This window comes from Halorussus halophilus (genome assembly GCF_008831545.1).
GTDB classification, from domain to species: Archaea; Halobacteriota; Halobacteria; order Halobacteriales; family Haladaptataceae; genus Halorussus; species Halorussus halophilus.
On record NZ_CP044523.1, the window covers coordinates 2,445,837 to 2,463,223 of the forward strand.

General features: G+C 63.5%; 18 protein-coding genes. 8 read left to right on the forward strand and 10 right to left on the reverse strand.

From position 1 onward, the window contains the following. Nucleotides 1-75 precede the first annotated feature (75 nt). The 4 genes from F7R90_RS12175 to F7R90_RS12190 form a co-directional block, all read right to left on the reverse strand. Nucleotides 76-384 (reverse strand): DUF7565 family protein, encoded by a 309-nt coding sequence (locus F7R90_RS12175; RefSeq protein ID WP_158057695.1) that lies wholly within the window; start codon nt 382-384, stop codon nt 76-78. A 61-nt stretch (nt 385-445) separates the two neighbouring features. Beyond that, complete coding sequence (locus tag F7R90_RS12180) at nt 446-1,087, reverse strand: HAD family hydrolase (RefSeq protein ID WP_158057696.1); 642 nt, start codon at nt 1,085-1,087, stop codon at nt 446-448. A gap of 33 nt (nt 1,088-1,120) precedes the next feature. After that, nucleotides 1,121-2,275, reverse strand: a complete 1,155-nt coding sequence (locus tag F7R90_RS12185) for an acyl-CoA dehydrogenase family protein (protein WP_158057697.1) — start codon at nt 2,273-2,275, stop codon at nt 1,121-1,123. A gap of 415 nt (nt 2,276-2,690) precedes the next feature. Further along, nucleotides 2,691-4,343: a long-chain fatty acid--CoA ligase gene (locus tag F7R90_RS12190; RefSeq protein ID WP_158057698.1), complete on the reverse strand. Its 1,653-nt coding sequence runs from the start codon at nt 4,341-4,343 to the stop codon at nt 2,691-2,693. A 101-nt stretch (nt 4,344-4,444) separates the two neighbouring features. On the opposite strand from F7R90_RS12190, the gene F7R90_RS12195 reads away from it, so the two are divergent. Further along, on the forward strand, nt 4,445-5,194 hold the full coding sequence (locus F7R90_RS12195; RefSeq protein ID WP_158057699.1) for a PHP domain-containing protein: 750 nt from the start codon (nt 4,445-4,447) through the stop codon (nt 5,192-5,194). Nucleotides 5,195-5,224: 30 nt separating this feature from the next. Here F7R90_RS12195 and F7R90_RS12200 read toward each other — a convergent pair whose 3' ends face one another. The 3 genes from F7R90_RS12200 to F7R90_RS12210 form a co-directional block, all read right to left on the reverse strand. Beyond that, a complete protein-coding gene (locus tag F7R90_RS12200; protein ID WP_158057700.1) occupies nt 5,225-5,710 on the reverse strand; it encodes a metal-dependent hydrolase in 486 nt (161 codons plus the stop codon). 94 nt (nt 5,711-5,804) lie between these two features. After that, nucleotides 5,805-6,314: a CinA family protein gene (locus F7R90_RS12205; protein ID WP_158058923.1), complete on the reverse strand. Its 510-nt coding sequence runs from the start codon at nt 6,312-6,314 to the stop codon at nt 5,805-5,807. Nucleotides 6,315-6,392: 78 nt separating this feature from the next. Next, nucleotides 6,393-6,749 carry a nuclear transport factor 2 family protein gene (locus F7R90_RS12210; protein WP_158057701.1) on the reverse strand — a complete coding sequence of 119 codons (357 nt, stop codon included), beginning with the start codon at nt 6,747-6,749 and terminating at the stop codon, nt 6,393-6,395. A gap of 100 nt (nt 6,750-6,849) precedes the next feature. Between F7R90_RS12210 and F7R90_RS12215 the strand changes: the two genes are divergently transcribed. The 6 genes from F7R90_RS12215 to F7R90_RS12240 all read left to right on the forward strand — a co-directional run bounded on the left by F7R90_RS12215 (nt 6,850) and on the right by F7R90_RS12240 (nt 13,263). Beyond that, nucleotides 6,850-7,950 (forward strand): pyridoxal phosphate-dependent aminotransferase, encoded by a 1,101-nt coding sequence (locus F7R90_RS12215; RefSeq protein WP_158057702.1) that lies wholly within the window; start codon nt 6,850-6,852, stop codon nt 7,948-7,950. Nucleotides 7,951-8,677: 727 nt separating this feature from the next. After that, nucleotides 8,678-9,148, forward strand: coding sequence for a DUF7109 family protein (locus F7R90_RS12220; RefSeq protein WP_158057703.1), 471 nt, complete (start codon nt 8,678-8,680; stop codon nt 9,146-9,148). Between the two features lie 73 nt (nt 9,149-9,221). Then, complete coding sequence (locus F7R90_RS12225; protein ID WP_158057704.1) at nt 9,222-9,824, forward strand: NUDIX hydrolase; 603 nt, start codon at nt 9,222-9,224, stop codon at nt 9,822-9,824. Nucleotides 9,825-10,457: 633 nt separating this feature from the next. Then, on the forward strand, nt 10,458-11,252 hold the full coding sequence (locus F7R90_RS12230) for a DUF7388 family protein (protein ID WP_158057705.1): 795 nt from the start codon (nt 10,458-10,460) through the stop codon (nt 11,250-11,252). Between the two features lie 92 nt (nt 11,253-11,344). Continuing rightward, nucleotides 11,345-12,127 (forward strand): creatininase family protein, encoded by a 783-nt coding sequence (locus F7R90_RS12235; RefSeq protein ID WP_158057706.1) that lies wholly within the window; start codon nt 11,345-11,347, stop codon nt 12,125-12,127. Between the two features lie 2 nt (nt 12,128-12,129). Further along, nucleotides 12,130-13,263, forward strand: coding sequence for an NAD(P)/FAD-dependent oxidoreductase (locus tag F7R90_RS12240; RefSeq protein ID WP_158057707.1), 1,134 nt, complete (start codon nt 12,130-12,132; stop codon nt 13,261-13,263). 10 nt (nt 13,264-13,273) lie between these two features. Here F7R90_RS12240 and F7R90_RS12245 read toward each other — a convergent pair whose 3' ends face one another. From F7R90_RS12245 to F7R90_RS12250, 3 genes are all read right to left on the reverse strand, one after another. Then, complete coding sequence (locus tag F7R90_RS12245) at nt 13,274-13,702, reverse strand: Hsp20/alpha crystallin family protein (RefSeq protein WP_158057708.1); 429 nt, start codon at nt 13,700-13,702, stop codon at nt 13,274-13,276. After that, nucleotides 13,699-13,857, reverse strand: a complete 159-nt coding sequence (locus F7R90_RS22225) for a DUF7559 family protein (protein ID WP_192498302.1) — start codon at nt 13,855-13,857, stop codon at nt 13,699-13,701. The genes F7R90_RS12245 and F7R90_RS22225 overlap by 4 nt, the downstream gene beginning before the upstream one ends. A gap of 72 nt (nt 13,858-13,929) precedes the next feature. Further along, the gene (locus tag F7R90_RS12250; protein ID WP_158057709.1) at nt 13,930-15,366 is read right to left on the reverse strand and encodes a hypothetical protein; all 1,437 of its coding nucleotides are present in this window, start codon (nt 15,364-15,366) and stop codon (nt 13,930-13,932) included. A 282-nt stretch (nt 15,367-15,648) separates the two neighbouring features. On the opposite strand from F7R90_RS12250, the gene F7R90_RS12255 reads away from it, so the two are divergent. Continuing rightward, entirely contained in the window at nt 15,649-17,376 is a 1,728-nt protein-coding gene (locus F7R90_RS12255; RefSeq protein WP_158057710.1) for a radical SAM protein, read from the forward strand. The last annotated feature ends 11 nt before the right edge of the window (nt 17,377-17,387 follow it).

The following is a 17,387-nucleotide window of genomic DNA, read 5'->3' on the forward strand; positions in this document are numbered from 1 at the left end:
AGCGCTGACGCGCTCTTGGTATTTTCGTCTACTTCGTTGGAGTAGCAGCAGAATAGCGTTCAGAGAGTCGATTGGTTAGGGAGAGCCACCCTGCACTTCGTCTATCTTGTTGACGACGTGCTGGAGGTCGGCCTCCTCTTCGATAGCGTCGCGGACGCGCTCGCGTCGGCGCACCTCGCTCGCGCTCGCACCGTACGAGCGGACGTACTCAGCCCGCGAGTGTTCGTCGAAGGCGTGGCGGATGGCGAAGTAGCCGTCGGGGACGACCGAGCCACAGACTTTGCACTCGCGTCGTTTGTGGTCGGTCGTCTGGTGGACGATGGCCTTCTCGACCTCCTCGAACGTCTCACCGCACCCGTCGATGCCGCACTCCCAGTCAGTCATGTGCGTGGATGGTTAGAGGAGCGTAATAAATCCATCCACCACCAACTCCCTGGGACCAGACTCACTCCAGGACGCCCGGTACGTCACGAATCGACGTAATCGTCGCGTCTGCGCGTTCTGCGCGGTTTTCTGGTTCTCCGTCGGCGAGATAGACGCCCGTAAAACCAACCTCCTGAGCGGGCAGCACGTCGCGTTCGAGGTCGTCTGCGACGAAGACGTGTTCGTCCGCAGAGAGCGACTCTCTTGCAGTCTCGAAAATTGCCGCGTCTGGTTTCGCCGCGCCGACCCCGCCCGAGACGACGACACTGTCGAAGTACTCCGCAATATTTCCGGCTTCGAGTTTCGCGCTCTGGGTCCGCTCCGCGCCGTTGGTCAGCACGCCGAGCGGCGCGTCGAGTTGGTCGAGCGTTTCGCGCACACCGGCCCGAACGTCGGTCGCCGCGACTTCCTGCTCGCAGTAGCGCTCTGCGAGTTGCGCACCCGTCGGGTCGAGGTCGAACGATTCTCGGAGTTCGGTCATACCAGCACGATACGGTTCGGGGTGGCAGTCGCCGAAGTACTCGAAGAAGGACTCCGTGTAGCACTCGTGCTGTTCGTCCGTGGCTTCGATATCGTAGGCGGCCAGTGCGCGGTCGAAGAGCGCGCGATAGTCGTCGGGGAGGGCGACGAGCGTCCCGTCCAAATCGAAGTGAATCGCTTGCATGCGGTGAGGATTCGCAGGAGGGGAGAAAAAGCGTCAGGATTGGCGATAGACGAGGTTGCGCTGAATCTCGTTCGCTCCCTCGTAGACCACGGGAATCCGAACGTCGCGATAGACTCGTGCAATCCTGCGGTCGGTCAGAATCGAGCGCCCGCCGTGGAACTGCATGCTCTGCTCGGCGCAGTCGGTAGCGGTCTCGGTCGATTTGACTTTGGCCATCGCGGCCCAGAGGCCTGCATCGTCGCCGTCACGAACCTTCTCTGCGGCGCGGTAGTTCAGCGCCCGGGCGGCCTCGAACTCGGTGCGCATGTCGGCGAGTCCGTGCTGGACTGCTTGGAAGTCCGCAATCGTGCGGCCGAACTCCTCGCGGTCGTGGACGAAACTCCACGCCTCCTCGATTGCGGCCGCGGCGAGTCCGAGTCCGTGGCCCCCGACGACGATGCGACCGAAGTTGAAGAACTCTGCCAGTAACATGAAGCCCGCGCCCTCGTAGCCGATGATGTTCTCCTCAGGGATTCGGCAGTCCTCGAAGACGACGTGTGCCTGCTTGCTCGCGCGCATCCCCATCTTCTCCGGGATGTGCTCGGCGTGGTAGCCCTCTGCGTCGGTGGGCACGATAAAGAGTGAGTGATTCCCGTAACGATTGTCTGGGTCGTCTCCGGTGCGGGCGTAGACCGTTATCCAGTCGGCCTCGACGCCGTTTCCTATCCAGTACTTCTCGCCGTTCAGGACCCACTCCGAATTGTCTTCGTCTAATTCGGCTGTGGTCTGCATGCCAGACAGGTCGCTCCCCGTGTCGGGTTCCGAGACAGCGAGACCTGTAATCTGGTCGCACTCCGCGACTGGCCGGAGGAACTGTTCGCGCTGTTCGTCGGTGCCGTGGGCCTCCACGATTTCCGCACCGAAACTCGCCAACTGAAGTGTCAGCGCGATACCCGCGTCGGCGCGGAAGAACTCCTCGGCGACGGCGAGCATCTGCACCACGTCGAGGCCCCGGCCGCCCCACTCCTCGCCGATGTCTTGAGCGACCAGTCCGGCGTCTTGGCCTGCTTCGAGGATGTCGTGGGGGTACTCGGCCTCGCGGAAGCACTCTTCGGCGTTGGGGGCGATGTGTTCGTCTGCGAACTCGCGGGCTTCCTGCTTTACTTCGCGGGCGTACTCGGGAACGAGGTCCTCGGACAGGAGTTCCATAGGGTTTGGAAGGGCTGAGTGGGCAAAAAGGCGGGGTTGGTAACTGGGCGGTGTTGGTGTCTGGGCGGGGTCCGATTTTTGAATTCCGACCTGCCTGTAATCGGTGACTAACCTCCGGCGCGCGCTGGTGGGACCCCCAGAAGGTGGGACTTTCGGGATGGATACGTCGGTCGTGCTGGTTGCTACGTAGTAACGACGAAATCAGACAAGCTAGCTACTCCCGATACCGAGAAGACCGCACCGCTCCGCACCGCGAGGGCCACACCCTCCCCAACCGATTCCTCATCCGCTCGCTATCGCTCGCTCCTTCGGACATCCCTCGCACGGAGTGGGCGCGAACTGAACTCTTGCCACCGCGCGACGAGGCAGATGAGCGAAAATTAGTTGCTGTTCGACTCTCGACTCTCCCGCCTACCTACTCATCCGGAGCCGCGTCTTCAGGCACCGCGCCCTCGACCAGCGATTGGTCGTCGTACTCCTCCCGGAGCACCTTCTTGTCGAACTTGCCGGTGGCCGTCTTCGGCACTTCGTCGATGAACACCACTTCGTCGGGTGCCCACCAGCGTGGATACTCCTCGCGGATGGACGCCAGAACCCCCTCGCGCAGTTCATCTTCGTCGGTGCCCTCGACTGGCACCACGAACGCGACGGGGCGTTCTTGCCAGCGTTCGTGGGGGACGCCGACGACAGTCGCCTCGGCCACATCGTCGTGGGCCATCAAGGCGTTCTCCAGTTCGAGCGAGGAGATCCACTCGCCGCCGCTCTTGATGACGTCCTTCGCGCGATCCACGATTTGGACGTAGCCCTCTTCGTCCACGGTCACCACGTCGCCCGTCTTGAGCCACTCGCCTTCGAAGTCGGCCTCGTTGGCCTCCGGGCGCTCGAAGTACTCCTGTGTCACCCACGGCCCTTTGATGTACATCTCGCCGAAGTCCTCACCGTTCCACGGGACCTCACCGCCGTCGTCGCCGACGACCTTGAACTCCAGGCCGGGCGCAATCAGGCCTTGCTTGCCGCGCTTCTCGTACTGTCGGTCGGCGTCCCAGTCGTCCATCTTCGACTTGAGGTGGCTCACCGTGCCGATTGGCGACGTTTCGGTCATGCCCCACGCGTGGAGGACTTCCACGTCGTACTTCTCGTCGAACTGCCGGATGACCGCCTCCGGTGCGGCACTGCCGCCGATGACGATGCGTTCGAGTGAGGAGAGGTCGGCGTCGTTCTCTTCCAGATACTCCAGCAGTCCGAGCCAGACGGTCGGCACACCGGCCGTAAACGTCACGCCCTCCTCTTCGATGAGTTTGGCGAGGTCCGCGGGTTCAGGTGCCGGACCCGGATACACGTGTTTGGCTCCGGCCGCCGTCGCGGAGTAGGGCATCCCCCACGCGTTGACGTGGAACATCGGGACGACTGGCATGATGACGTCCGACTCGTCGAATTCGAGTCCTTGGGGGGTGAGCGTCGCCATCGTGTGGCCCCAGAGCATCGACTGGGTGTACTCGACGCCCTTCGGCTTGCCCGTCGTGCCGGAGGTGTAGCACATCCCGGCAGGTGTGTCGTCCTCCAGACTCGGCCAGTCGTACTCCGTGTCGTGGCCCTCCACGAACGACTCGTAGTCGGTCACTGGGTCCAGATTTGTTTCCGGTACCGCATCGCCCATGACGACGTACTGCTCGACGCTCGAAAGCGACGGCGAGTCCGCGACGGCCTCGATTTTCTCGATGAGCGAGGCGTCCACGAACAGCAGTTTGTCCTCGGCGTTCTCGACGATGTACTCGACGTGGTGGTCAGGCAGTAGTGGATTGATAGTGTGCAGTTGCGCGCCGTAACTCGGCACGCCGAAGTACGTCTCGAAGTGCCAGTGATGATTCCAGCAGACGGTCGCCACGCGGTCGCCCGAGTCGATTCCGGCGTCTGCGAGGGCGTTCGCCAACTGGCCCACCCGGCGTTCGTACCCCTCGTAGTCGTATCGTTCGATGCCCCGGCCAGTCCGAGAGACGATTTCGGTGTCAGAGTGGAGTTTGGCCGCGCGCCACAAGAACGGTCGAAGCGTCTGGGCAGTGCCTCCCATACTCGTGTCTCGTAGCCCCGAGGCTTATTGTTTGCTACCATCCGTCATGGGCTCCTCTCGAATCAGAACGATTAACATCAGTCTCTGGGAAGTCCCCTGACGTGACAGCGTCTCGGGTGGACCTCCACGTGAAGATACTCGACGAGAACGTCGTCGAGCGCGCGAAATCGCAGGGCGTAGACGTGCTCGTCTACGCGCCACACTTCGTCCGCCTGCCGGACATCCGCGAGCGCGCCGCCCGCTTTTCGGACGACGAACTCCTCGTCGTCCCCGCCAGAGAGGTGTTCACCGGCAGTTGGAAGCACCGCCGACACGTTCTGGCGGTCGGTTTGAAAGAGCCAGTTCCGGACTTCATCCCCCTCGAAGCGGCGATGCGGGAGTTCGACCGACAAGGCGCGGCCGCGCTGGTTCCGCACCCCGAGTTCCTGAACGTCGGCCTGTCGGGCGACGACATCTATCGGTTCCGAGACCGCATCGACGCCGTCGAAGTGTGGAATCCGAAACACTGGCCCCACCACAACTCGCGAGCGAGAGAAATCACAGACGAAGCCGACCTCCCGGCGTTCACGTCCTCGTACGCCCACATCAGAACTTCGGTCGGCGAGGCGTGGACGACGTTCGAGACGGCTATCGACTCTGCCAGCGACCTCGTTTCGGCGTTGAAAGACGAAGTGCCGCGCAAAGTCGTCCACGAGTCGGGCGTCGGCCACAAACTCCGCTGTGCCGCAGAGTTCGCACATCTCGGCTGGGAGAACTCCTACGGGAAGATAGACCGCTTACTGTTATCCGGGATGGAACCGACCCACCCCGACCACATCGCTTACGAAGACCGCTTCGACGGCGTGTACTGAATCAGAGTCGAGCGCGAACGCGCCGACGAATCAGAGTCCGAGAGCGCCAGCCACCGTCGTCAAATCCTGTACTGGCAGGTCGAGATGGACGATTAGCGCGACGACCGCGACTTCGAAGAACGTCACGGCGACGGTCACGGCAGTCGCCCACTTGCTACTCACGGCGACACCGACCGGGAGACTGTACTCCTTCTCGAAGGGGTAGAACAGCGCGATACCGCGCTTGCTCCCCAGCAGGTCCAGCACGTAGTGAGTCAAGACGCCAATCCAGACGTAGTGGAGATTACCGAAGTAGACCGGATAGGCGTAGACGACCGCTAGCAGTGGGAGATTGTGCAGCGTCTTTCGATGCTTGCCGAACGCCGTGTCTACGTCCGGAAAAAGTGCGCCCAGGACGATTGGCACCGAAATCTCGGCGATCATCGCGAACGTCGGAACGTCGCCTGCCGGTTCGAAGACGTACCCCAACCCGATACTCAGCAGCACCGCGTTCAGCACGTGTCCTTCTTTGTTCATACGACTTCCTCGGTCACGACCGAGTCCTCTCTCGGCGACGACTCAAGGTTTTCCCTCCAGTGTCTGACGCCCGTCTTGCGGTTTCGGCGAGAAGCTACGACTGGCCCACAGCCTCCAACACGTCTTCGAGTGCTTGCAGTGCGATTTGTTCTTTTACCTCTCCGCGAGTGCCGTCGAATTCGTAGCGCGAGACGTTCGCGTAGGAGTCGCCGGTGCCCCAGTCGGCGGCGTACGCGACCCCAATGAAGACGGTGCCGACGGGCTTCTCCTCGGTGCCGCCGGAGGGGCCAGCGATGCCCGTGGTTGCGACTCCCCAAGTCGTCTCGGCAACGTCGCGGACGCCGCGAGCCATCTGGCGTGCGACCGGTTCGCTGACTGCGCCGCGTCGGTCCAAGTCCTCCCGAGAGACGCCGAGATGCTGAAGCTTCGCGTCGTAGGAGTAGGTGACGAGTCCACGGTCGAAGTAGTCGCTCGAACCGGGGACGTCGGTCAGCAGTGACCCGATGAGACCACCGGTACACGACTCGGCGACAGCGATGGTCTGGTCGCGCTCGCGCAGTGCATCTCCGAGTCGCTCTTCGATGGGGTCGGCGTCGTCGTGCATGATTTTGCGTTGGAGTGCGAGCGGTATGTAGCTACTCACGCGGGGCGACATCTGCCGCGCGTGCGGTCTGCCTCCGACCTACACCTCGTCGCGGTCGGTGTAGGTCCACCGCTTGACGATACGCCCGTCTTCGTCGAACTGGTGGAAGTCCGCGAATCCAAACGTGACTTCCTCGCCGTCCTGCTTCCCGATGAACTGACCACGAACAGCCACGGTGTCGCCGTCGGCGAGCAACTGGTCGATTTCGTGGCGGCCGTCGGTGAGAGAGCGCGTATCGAGGTAGAACTCGCGGAACTGTTCGATGCCGCTGAGCGTGCTCTGGCCGGGACGTTCGTAGGTCACGTCGTCGGCGAACAGCGAGAGTACTGTGTCGTAGTCCTCAGCATCGACGGCGTCGTAGTAGTCCCGGACTGCGGCGAGGTCTGCGCGTGCCATCAGTATCACTCGAACTGTCGTAACCGACTGGGTTGGACTTTTCGGCAACGACGATATCGGCCGTCGAAAGAAACTCCTACCCTCGCCTGAGAGTGGAGGTATGGACTACGAGACGCCGTTATTCTTTCACGTGATGCAGTACGCCGCGGAGGCAGACCGGGACGTGGTGGACATGGTGAGCGGGAACCCCGACTGGGGGTCGCCCGACGCTATCGGCGAGGGATTACACGAATACGCCGACTTGGGAGGTGCTGACTTCCAGTATCCGCCGAGCGAAGGATTGGCCGAACTGCGCGAGGAAATCGCACAGCGACGGAACGTCGATAGCTCGCAGGTCGTCGTGACTAATGGCGGCGGCGAGGCGAACTACCTCGCCATGGCCCGCGCGCTGGAACGCGAGCGTGGGTCGGAGTTCGTGCTGACGGACCCCGTGTACCCGTACTATCCGGGCAAGACGAAGATGCTCGGCGCGACGGCACGCTACGTGGCCACGGCCCCAGATGGCTCACTCGACCCCGCAGACGTGCGTGACGCGGCGAGCGAGGAGACGGCGGCTATCGTCGTGAACTCGCCGAACAACCCGACCGGCGCGGTCTATGGGGAAGAGACGATGGGAGAACTCGTGGCCATCGCCGAAGACAACGACGCCCTGCTCGTCAGCGACGAGGTGTACGACCACTTCGACTTCTCCGGGAACTTTACCTCGGCGCTCGAATTCGATTCGGAACATCGAATCGTCACGAACTCCTACTCGAAGACGTTCGCCATCACGGGCTTCCGCGTGGGCTACGCCATCTTCCCCGACTCGCTGGTGGACGTGGCGAAGACCCGCCACATGCTGACCAACGTCGCCACTACGCGACCCGGCCAGTACGCGGTCCTGCACGCGCTCCGGGAGACTGACCTCGACTACTACGAGCGCAATCGGCAGTTGTTGGAGGAGCGCGTCGAGACGTTTACGTCGGCGTTGGATGCAGCGGATGCTGACTACTCCTCGCCCGACGGCGCGTTCTACGTGATGGCGCGGTTCCCCGACTTCCCCGGCACGCTGGCGAACGTCGAGCGACTGGTGGACGAGGCTGGCGTCGCGGGCATGCCCGGCGAGGCGTTCGGCGAGTCGCGCGACGACTGGCTTCGGTTTGCCTTGGTGTCGCCTCGGGTCGAAGAGGCGGCCGAGCGACTGGCGGAGTACTTCGCGTAGACGTAGCTTTTAGGGTTGTTTTGGTGGCTCAGCCCTCTCGGGTTAGTCGGACTGGTGGTCACGATTTGGTGATTCGTGACCGAGAGCGTCCGGGACGAATTGGCCTCGGTTTGGTATTTGAAGGTTCGTGGTATGGAGAGTGTAGATGAAGTTTTGGACGGTCGTGTGAACGAAGAGTTGAGGCTAACTACTCCCGAAACCGAGGAGAAACCGCACCGCAACCGCGAGGGCCACACGCCTCCCCAACCGATTCCCGCCGCTCCCTGCGGTCGCTTCGGTCATCCACCGGAAGACTGCGCTTCGCTTGTCTTCCGAGCCTTCAGTCGCTACGCTCCTGAAGACCTCGCACGGGGTTTGGCGTGACCCAAGTGGTCACGCCAGCGCGCGCCAAGGTGGTGATCCCTTTTCGAATTTCCACCTTCCAACTGGCGCGTGCGGTCGCGGCCCCGTGCCGCGACCTGTCCGTGCGAGGGACGAGCGAAGCGAGTCGGCTGGGGAGGGTGTGGCTGTCGCGGTGCTGTTCGGTGCGGTCTTCTCGGCACCGGGAGTAGCTAGCTCCGACTTACCCGCGACTCATCTTCCACTGCTCACCTTGACGTGCCAGGAAAAGCAGACACAAGTATTCGACTTCACTTCCCGACAAACAGAGCCATCCGAGACACTCCTTCTCCAACCCACCAATTTCCCGAACAACTAAGCACCCCGAATGGACGCTACAGAACAAGCAATGAGCAACACGACGGACGAACTCGCCGGGGTGGTGGACCTCTTCGACGCGCTGACCCACGAAGAACTGGAGCAAGCACTCGTGGAACTCGCTTTCAAGCAGGGCAAAGACGTAGACCGCGACGCCTTCGCCGCCGTCATCGAGCGCGCTGTCGAGCAGTTCCACCTCGTAGAGGTCGAACGTGGAGAGGGAGAGGAAATGCTCTTGCTCGCCGGACCGGCCGCGTTTCCAACCGTCCCGGAGAACGGCACCGACTTGCCACACATCATGGACGTGCCCGAGCGGGACATCGACCGCGAAGGTCTCGGCGAGCAGGTAGCCGAGCGACTCCGCGAGGAGAGCAGGGTCGTCGCCGCCAGCGGCGACGCCGAGCGCGCCGAGGAGCTGATGGACGTGAGCTACGACCTCGAAGCGTGGGCACCCGTCGAGACCGACGACGTGCGGGCGAATCTGGACCGTGCGTTCGACTGATTCGACACTCGACCGCCTCCGACTGAGTTGTGTCTAACGCACGAATTAAGACGCCCGAGTCCGACCATCTGGTATGAACTTGGGTCGCGTCGCAGCGCACACTCCCCGGCAGGTGACCGACGAGCGCCGCGACGCCGCGGTTCTCGCCCCGGTCGTCGAACGAGACGGGGACCCCTGTTTGCTGTTCACCAAGCGCGCGGACCACCTTGGCGAACACGCCGGGCAGATGAGTTTCCCCGGCGGTGGCCGCGAACCGAGCGACGGCGACCTGCGCGACACGGCACTCCGCGAGGCCGAGGAGGAAATCGGCCTCCGTGCCGAGGAGGTCGAGTTCGTCGGCCAGTTGGACGACATTCGAACGACGACGAGTTACGCCGTCACGCCCTACGTTGCCGAGATTCCCGACCGTAAATACACGCCCGACGAGCGAGAGGTCGCGGAGATTGCAGTGTTGCCAGTCGCAGGCTTTCTCGACCCCGAAAACTACGAATGCGAGCATCGAGAGCATCCCCGCTACGGCGAGGCCGTCGTCCACTTCTTCCACGTCGGCGGCTACACGGTGTGGGGCGCGACTGGGAGGATTGTGGTCCAGTTGCTTGAGTTGACGACGGACTGGCGCGCGCCGGAGAAAATCGATAGGGTGCTGGACCCCGACGCGGACGTACGGAGTGGGTGAGGTTTCAGGAGTGTTTCGGTAGTTGCTACAGTTATCGCTGGATTCTCGAAGGTTGCTGCATCGAAGCTAGCAATCGCTGTCAGTTGTTCTGTTGCAGCTTTTTCAGAAGAGATGATTCCTGCGTCGAAGCTAGCTATTGCCGGTGCTTCGGAGAGACCGCACCGCACAGCACCGCATGAGCCACACGCTCGCGGCTTCGCCGCTCGCAATCCGAGGCCCGCTCTCCGCACCACCGGAGGACAAACCGCGTCCGCCGAGGCCACCCTCGCATTCGCTCGCGTGACCGCCCGCGCGCCTCGCGTTCCTCCCCACCCGACTGCGGTCCTCAGTTTCGGACGACGCGACCCGACATGGTCGCGTCGTCCGCGTTGTGGTCCTCGTCCCTCGCGCGGAGTTTGGTCGCGGTCTGCCGCCCGCGACCACCGCGCGCCAGGTTGGAAGACGAATCAATCGAAATTCTCCAAAACGTTCCATCGAAACCCACTCCCAAATCTCGCGCTGGTAAGAATCCCCCAACGCCGACACGCTTTTGCCAGTGCCGACAGTACCGTTGGCTACATGGTCGCACAGACGATGGATCGCGTTCCGCACGAATCGTAGCCGACTACCCCTGATTACTGGAGGTGTTCACACATGCTGAAGACTGGTAAGACTCTCGCGCAGACCGGACTGGACGCCGCCGCGCTCAAGCCCGCCGAATGCGACGTGGGCCGCGCGGCCGAACTACCCCTCGACACGGTGACTATCGACTACGAGGGCCGGGAACACCTCCCCGAAACGGAGTTGCTCGCCGACCTCGCCGCGGAGAAAGAGGTCAGAATCACCGCGCCCGTCAGAGCCGACGGCTTCGACCCCCTCGGCGACGACGCACTGTACGACGAACTTCCCGCGGACGTGGGACTCGTCGCGGTGGCCGGACACGCCGCCTACCTCACGCCCGAGGAACGAGAGAAGGCAGTCGCGCCCCGACTCAAGGCCGCCGTCGAACGAGGCACGAAAGACGACGCTGGCGGCGTATGGGTGGGCACCGAGAGCGTCGAGCGCCTCGCGCTCGCCACGGGAGCAACCCAGTTCGAACTGCTCTCTCGAACTACCGAGCGTGACCTGCGCGCGCTCCGAGCCGCTGGATTCGACGGCGAAATCGCTGTCTACGCGCCCACGGTACTCACCGACGACGAGGACGAGGTACTCGACGCGGTGGGTGGCTACGCCGCCCGCAGAGGTCCCGTCCAATCGGCACTTCCCGACGGTGCCAAAACAGACGCCACCGCCACGGGACGTGCCCGGGAAGTCCTCTCGGCCGCCACCCGTGACTACGCGCTGGTCGGCACCAGAGAACGTGTCGGCGAGCGCGTCACCACGCTGAGAGACGCCGGGGCCGACACCGTAGTCGGCTACCCCGCACGCGGTATCGAGGAGTTCCTGTAACGTCTCCTCGTTCACCTACTGTTCGTTTCCCAATCTTCGTTCCGCCACTCCTCGTTCCGGGGGGCCTAAGTTCTCGACTACGAAGTGAGGGTATGCGTCGCACTCACTTGCACGAACACACCACGACGACGGCGGCCGACGCCCTGGCGGACGCCGAAGTCGCACTGCTACCGACGGGGAGCGTCGAACAACACGGCCCGGCGCTCCCGCTCGGGACCGACTTCCTCGCGGCCGAGGCGACCGTCGAGCGGTTCGCCAACGAGAACGGCGAGGACCACGACACAGTCGTTCTCCCCACCGTCCCGGTCGGCGTGAGCGCACACCACCGGCAGTTCGATGGAAGCCTCTGGACCGACCCCGACACCTTCGCCGACTACGTGGCCGACATCGCCGCCAGCGTCGCCAGCCACGGCGTCCGAAAGGTCGTCGTCGTGAACGGCCACGGGGGCAATTCTGACGCGCTCCGCAGAGCGGCGCGTAAATTGCGAGACGAACAAATCGCGTTCGTCGCGCCGTGGAACTGGTGGGACAATCTCGGCACGCTCATCGAGGAATTACTCGACACCTCGCTCGGCCACGCCGACGCAGTGGAGACCAGCGCGATGCTCGCCGCCGCGCCAGCGTTGGTTCGCGAGGCCGCGCTGGAAGAGGCAGAGCAGAACGGACCCGACTCGTGGGGCAAGTCGGTACAGGGCGCGTCGGTCGGTTTCGACGCCATCGACTTTACTGACAGTGGTGCGGTCGGCGAACCGACCAACGGCACTGCCGAGATAGGCAACGAACTACTCGACCGAGCGGGCGAGGACCTCGCGGCGCTCGTGGAGTGGCTGGCAGAACAGGAGCAAGCGGACCTCTGGCCGCGGGGGCACAAGTGAACATGAAGGTAGCCGTTATCGGCGGCGGTGCAATCGGCGTCACGGCGGCCTACGACCTCGCGTGCCGCGACGCGGATGTGACACTCTTCGAGAAGGGCGAGATTGCAGGCGAATCGACCGGGCGAGCGGCGGGCGTCCTCTACGACGCCTTCGCCGCGCCGGAGGATGCTCGGGTCGGCGAACGTTCCATCGAGCGGTTTCGGGAGTTCTCCGGCGAGGGCGACTTCGAGTTCCACGAGACGCCGTACGTCTGGTTCGCCCGCGAGGGCGACGAGAAGCGCGCAGAGGCGATTCGTGAACAGGTGCCTCGAATGCAAGAGCAGGGCCGAGACGTGGCGTTCGCCGACGCCGCCGACCTCGAAGCACGCTTCCCCGCGGTCGATTGGTCAGACGTAGCAGTCGCCGCCGTCGCGGAGAACACCGGCCGGACGATTCCCGCGACGTACGCCGAACTGCTGGCGACGAAGGCGAGCGAAGAAGGCGCGACCGTCCGGACTGGCGTCGAAGCGGCCATCGAACTCGACCCGCCGCGCGTCGTCGCGGGAGATGACGAAGCGAGCGAAAAACAGGCGTTCGACGCGATACTCGTCGCCGCCGGAGCGCACACGAAGCGACTGCTCGCGGACGCTGGCGTCTCGATTCCGCTGAAGCCCTACCGCGTGCAGGCGGTGACTGCCGAGTTCGGAGACGGCGAGAATCTGCCGATGCTGTACGACGCGACGGAGGGGTACTACGCGCGACCGCATCCCGAAGGCCTACTGGCGGGCGACGGCACCGAGGAGTTCGAGAGCGACCCCGACGAGTGGCGGCGGGACGCCGACGAATCGTTCTGCAAGGCGATGGCCGAGCGACTCGACGCGCGACTGTGGGAGTTCGACGACTCTCCGGACGACTTCGAGCGAGCGTGGGCGGGCCTCTGCGTGGCGACGCCGGACTACGACCCACTTCTCGGCGAACTGCGCGACGGCCTGTTCCTCGCGGCTGGCTGGCAGGGCCACGGCTTCATGCGCGCTCCGGGACTGGCCGAGGCGGCCGCTGAGGCGGTACTGGACGAGAATCCACTGCCGGAGTTCGACCCGACGCGTTTCGACGGCGACGAAGAGTTCGACATCGTGGAAGGGATGGCCGTCGAGTAGCGAGACGAAGCTAGTTGTCTACCGTTTCGGTCGGTCCCGACTCGGAGGGGGAGTCGGACCCCGAGTCTTCTTTCGGGACGTGAACTTGCAGGGTGCCGTCTTCGGTCAGCGTCGCAGTCGCCGACTCGGCGTTGACCATGGCGTCGCTCGGGAGGTCGGCGCGGCCGTCGAGAGAGAGGCCGCGACCGGGGAACAGCATCTCGAAGCCGTCGTGGAAGTCGCGGAAGCGGTCGATGCGCACGAGAACCGCCCCGTCGGCGTACCGGACCTGCACGTCGCTGCCGGTCGCACCTGGCGCGTCGAAGACGACGAGATAGGCGTCGTCGCTCTCCAGCAGGTCCACGGGGAGCGGTTTCGACTCCTGCACTTTGCTCGCGGCGCGGCCGACCCGTTGGAGGACGGCGTTGCCGACCGACCGGCCGATGTCTCTGAGCGTCATAGTTCGATTTCTTGCAGCGTCTCGGTTTCACGACAGTACGGGCACTGGAAGTCAGCGACCCCTACGTCGTCCGGCATGTCGTACGTGTAATGCATCTCGAACATGTCGAGTTCGCAGTCCTCGCTCGTACACTTCACTTCCAGCGTGGCGGGCATAGGGAAAACTAACGCCTGCGTGACTATAAGCACGCGGGCTTCGGCGGATACTGACTAGTCGTCTTCGGCCGACTAGTCGTCGTGACCTCGGCCGTGGTTCTTCTCGTGGCCTTTCCCGCGACCTTTGTCGTGACCCTTGCCCTTCCCTTTCTGGTGGCCCTTCCCTCGGCCCTTCTCGTGGCCCTTGCTCTTTCCATTTCCGTGCCCGTCCTTCCGACCACGGTCGGATTCGTCGTCGGTGTCGTCGGTGGCTGCTTTCTCCTCGTGCTTGTCGTCGTCTTCGTGGTCGTCTTCGTCTCGCTCACCTTCGCTGTCTCGGTCGTCTTCGTCTCGCTCACCGTCGCCGTCTTGGTCGTCTTCGTCTCGCTCACCGTCGCCGTCTTGGTCGTCTTCGTCACGTCCTCGTGGAACTAACCGAACGTCTGCGCAGCCGGTGACTTGCCGATCCTCGTCGGTCTTCGCAGTGAACTTCAGCTGGTCGGTGTCCCAATCCACCCCCGTCTCGGGAATGCGGAAGTGCAGGAGCACGTCCGCGAGGTCGTCGCCGTCAACGTCGGGTTCCTCGACGTGCTCGACGCGCGCTCCGCCCGGTCCGAATCTCGCCGTGCTGGCGTCGAGGTTCCCCGCCGCGAACGTCTCGGTCGAGAAGAGCGCGAGTTGCAGACGACCGTTGCTACGCGGATTGATGCGGTCCTGCACGATTCTCACTGTCGCATCAACTGGACCCGAGCCTTTGGCGTTCGAGTCGTCACTCTCGTCTGAGCCACCTGTTCCACCCGAACCGCACGCACCCGCTCGAATCGTAATCGGTTCGTCCATCGCAAGCGAGACTCGCTCTGGGTCACTCCGGTCGCCGGAGAGGACCCGCCAGTCGGTAATCTCGCCCTCGTAGTGGTCGCCGTACAGTTCGGCTGCCTCGTTGAACGCGGGGCGAATCGTGACTTCGAACGCCTCGCCGAGCGGGCTGTAGACCCCGCCGTCCGACCGGCCGCTGGTCCACGTCCAATCGACCTGCCAACCGGAGTCTGTCTCAGTAAACTGGTCGTAATTGCTCGGCGCGTCGTAGATGTCGTCGCCGACGACCCACTCGCCGCCGGTCAGGTTCTCGAACTCGAAGGTGACCGACCCGCCGCTGGTTCCGTCGTTCAGCTTGTCGTGGAGGACGACGAGACTCAGCCCCTCCGGTCCGTCGTAGAGGAACAGTAGACTCGTCTCGGGTCGCTGGAGGTCGGTCGTTCCGTAGGAGCTGTACGCCGACCCTGACGGGTCCGAAAAGGGCGTCCGGTAGTCGTAGAACTCCGACACTGGTTCGTCGCCGGAGAGTGCGGCGAGCGGGACACAGCGGTCGCCCTGCTCGACGACGTAGTTCGACGCTGTGGTGGTCGCGTTCGCACCGGACAGTGACCCGCGAGCAAGTGGGGCGAAACCGCTGACACCGAGACCGATTGCAGCGGCCGAGAGGAACTGGCGTCGCTCGACACCGTCAGCGGAGGGAGGTCGTTCGGGCATCTGAAAGCACCGACTGTGAATCGAGTCGATTCGACCATTGTTCTGCGCCGCTTACTTTCGTGCGAGTAACAACTCTCGAAAGTGGCACGAACGACGGCTACGTCACCAGTCGCTCGAACGCAGATGAACGATTCGAACGGTCGCTTTAGGTGGCGTAGAACGCGTCTGAGTCGGGTGGTTCTGGCGACGACGACGCTTCCTGTGGCGGCAATGCAGAACGTCGCGGGACGGCCATGGCGCGAGGTAGTCACCGTTTTACCCGTCGAGTCGCAACGAATGCCTATGACTGACCTCGCGGCCCTCGACGTGACCTTGGTGGACGGCTACGTCGATGAACCGGCACACTTCGGCGTGCCACCGTACATCTCGACGTATCCCCGATACACCGCGGGGGCAATCGTGGACGCGGGCGTCCCCGAGGAGAACGTCACTTACCACACCATCGACGAACTCCGCGAGGACGTGCACAAATGGCAGGACGTAGAGGACGCCGACCTGTTCGTTTACCTCGGCGGCATGACCGTCCCCGGCAAGTACGTCGGCGGCACGCCTGCGGAACCCGACGAGGTGCGGAAGATGGCGTGGACCGCCAAAGGAACGAGTCTGATGGGCGGTCCCGTCAAGTTCGGCGTCGGCGACGAGAACGCGGGCGGCACCGAAACCGAGCGCGACGACTTGGACTTCGACTTCGTGGCGAAAGGCGACGTGGAAGCCGCGGCCTACGACCTGCTCGACAGTGGCTTGGAAGGCTTCGGCAACCGGATGCGGGACAACGAAGAAATCGACCGGTGGGCCGAGAACGGTGCCTTCGTGGTCGAACAGCACCCGAACCACCCCGAATATCTCATCTGCGAGATGGAGACCAGCAGAGGCTGTCCGTACCGATGCTCGTTCTGCACGGAGCCCCTATACGGAAACCCATCCTTCCGTCAACCTCGCTCCGTAATCGAAGAAGTCGAAGGCCTCTACGAGCGCGGCGCGCGACACTTCAGGTTGGGCCGACAGGCCGACATTCTGGCCTACGGTGGTGACGGCGAGAAGCCGAAGCCCGAGGCGCTACGCGAGTTGTACGGCGGGATTCGAGAGGTCGCACCGGACCTCGGCACGCTCCACCTCGACAACATGAACCCGATTACGGTCGTGGAGTGGCCCGAACTGGCCAGAGAAGGGATTCGGATCATCGCCGAACACAATACGCCGGGCGACACCGCCGCGTTCGGCTTGGAGTCCGCTGACCCGCTCGTCCAAGACGAGAACAATCTGAACGTCACCGCCGACGAGTGTTTCGAGGCAGTGAAAATCGTCAACGAGGAGGCCGGATGGCGACCCGGCGAAAATTCAGAAGACGCCCCAACTCATGGCAAATCCGCCGCGAACCGACTCCCCAAGCTTCTGCCCGGCATCAACCTCCTGCACGGTCTCAAAGGCGAGCGCACGGAGACGTTCGACCACAACAAGGAGTTCCTCAATCGAGTGTACGACGCGGGCCTGATGCTCCGTCGGGTCAACATCCGACAGGTGATGGCGTTCGACGGCACCGAGATGAGCGACGTGGGCGCGGACATCGCCAAGGACCACAAGAAACTGTTCAAGCAGTACAAGACCGAAGTCCGGGAGAGCATCGACAATCCGATGCTCCAGCGACTCGCGCCCGCAGGAACCGTGCTGCCCAACGTCCACCTCGAATACCATCAGGATGGCAAGACGTTCGGGAGACAGTTGGGCACCTACCCCCTGCTCGTCGGGATTCCGGGCGAACGAGAACTCGACCGCACCATCGACGTGGCGGTCGTAGACCACGGCTATCGCTCCGTGACTGGCGTACCGTACCCGCTGGACCTGAACAACGCGAGCATGGACGAACTCACCGCGATTCCGGGGCTCGGCAAACAGCGCGCCGGAAACGTGGTCGTTAATCGGCCCTACGAATCGCCCGACGACGTAGGCGCAGATCTAGGGGTAGACCTCGCGTCGTTCACGACGGCGGAGAAACCGGAAGGCGCAGATTGAGCGAAAAACAG

Coding starts and splice junctions, on each gene's coding strand:
- F7R90_RS12185 (WP_158057697.1), bottom strand. CDS start 2,275: ATGGAACTCCTGTCCGAGGACCTCGTTCCCGAGTACGCCCGCGAAGTA.
- F7R90_RS12215 (WP_158057702.1), top strand. CDS start 6,850: ATGGACTACGAGACGCCGTTATTCTTTCACGTGATGCAGTACGCCGCG.
- F7R90_RS12190 (WP_158057698.1), bottom strand. CDS start 4,343: ATGGGAGGCACTGCCCAGACGCTTCGACCGTTCTTGTGGCGCGCGGCC.
- F7R90_RS12255 (WP_158057710.1), top strand. CDS start 15,649: ATGACTGACCTCGCGGCCCTCGACGTGACCTTGGTGGACGGCTACGTC.
- F7R90_RS12235 (WP_158057706.1), top strand. CDS start 11,345: ATGCGTCGCACTCACTTGCACGAACACACCACGACGACGGCGGCCGAC.
- F7R90_RS12225 (WP_158057704.1), top strand. CDS start 9,222: ATGAACTTGGGTCGCGTCGCAGCGCACACTCCCCGGCAGGTGACCGAC.
- F7R90_RS12245 (WP_158057708.1), bottom strand. CDS start 13,702: ATGACGCTCAGAGACATCGGCCGGTCGGTCGGCAACGCCGTCCTCCAA.
- F7R90_RS12200 (WP_158057700.1), bottom strand. CDS start 5,710: ATGAACAAAGAAGGACACGTGCTGAACGCGGTGCTGCTGAGTATCGGG.
- F7R90_RS12250 (WP_158057709.1), bottom strand. CDS start 15,366: ATGCCCGAACGACCTCCCTCCGCTGACGGTGTCGAGCGACGCCAGTTC.
- F7R90_RS12175 (WP_158057695.1), bottom strand. CDS start 384: ATGACTGACTGGGAGTGCGGCATCGACGGGTGCGGTGAGACGTTCGAG.
- F7R90_RS12220 (WP_158057703.1), top strand. CDS start 8,678: ATGAGCAACACGACGGACGAACTCGCCGGGGTGGTGGACCTCTTCGAC.
- F7R90_RS12205 (WP_158058923.1), bottom strand. CDS start 6,314: ATGCACGACGACGCCGACCCCATCGAAGAGCGACTCGGAGATGCACTG.
- F7R90_RS12210 (WP_158057701.1), bottom strand. CDS start 6,749: ATGGCACGCGCAGACCTCGCCGCAGTCCGGGACTACTACGACGCCGTC.
- F7R90_RS12180 (WP_158057696.1), bottom strand. CDS start 1,087: ATGCAAGCGATTCACTTCGATTTGGACGGGACGCTCGTCGCCCTCCCC.
- F7R90_RS22225 (WP_192498302.1), bottom strand. CDS start 13,857: ATGCCCGCCACGCTGGAAGTGAAGTGTACGAGCGAGGACTGCGAACTC.
- F7R90_RS12240 (WP_158057707.1), top strand. CDS start 12,130: ATGAAGGTAGCCGTTATCGGCGGCGGTGCAATCGGCGTCACGGCGGCC.
- F7R90_RS12230 (WP_158057705.1), top strand. CDS start 10,458: ATGCTGAAGACTGGTAAGACTCTCGCGCAGACCGGACTGGACGCCGCC.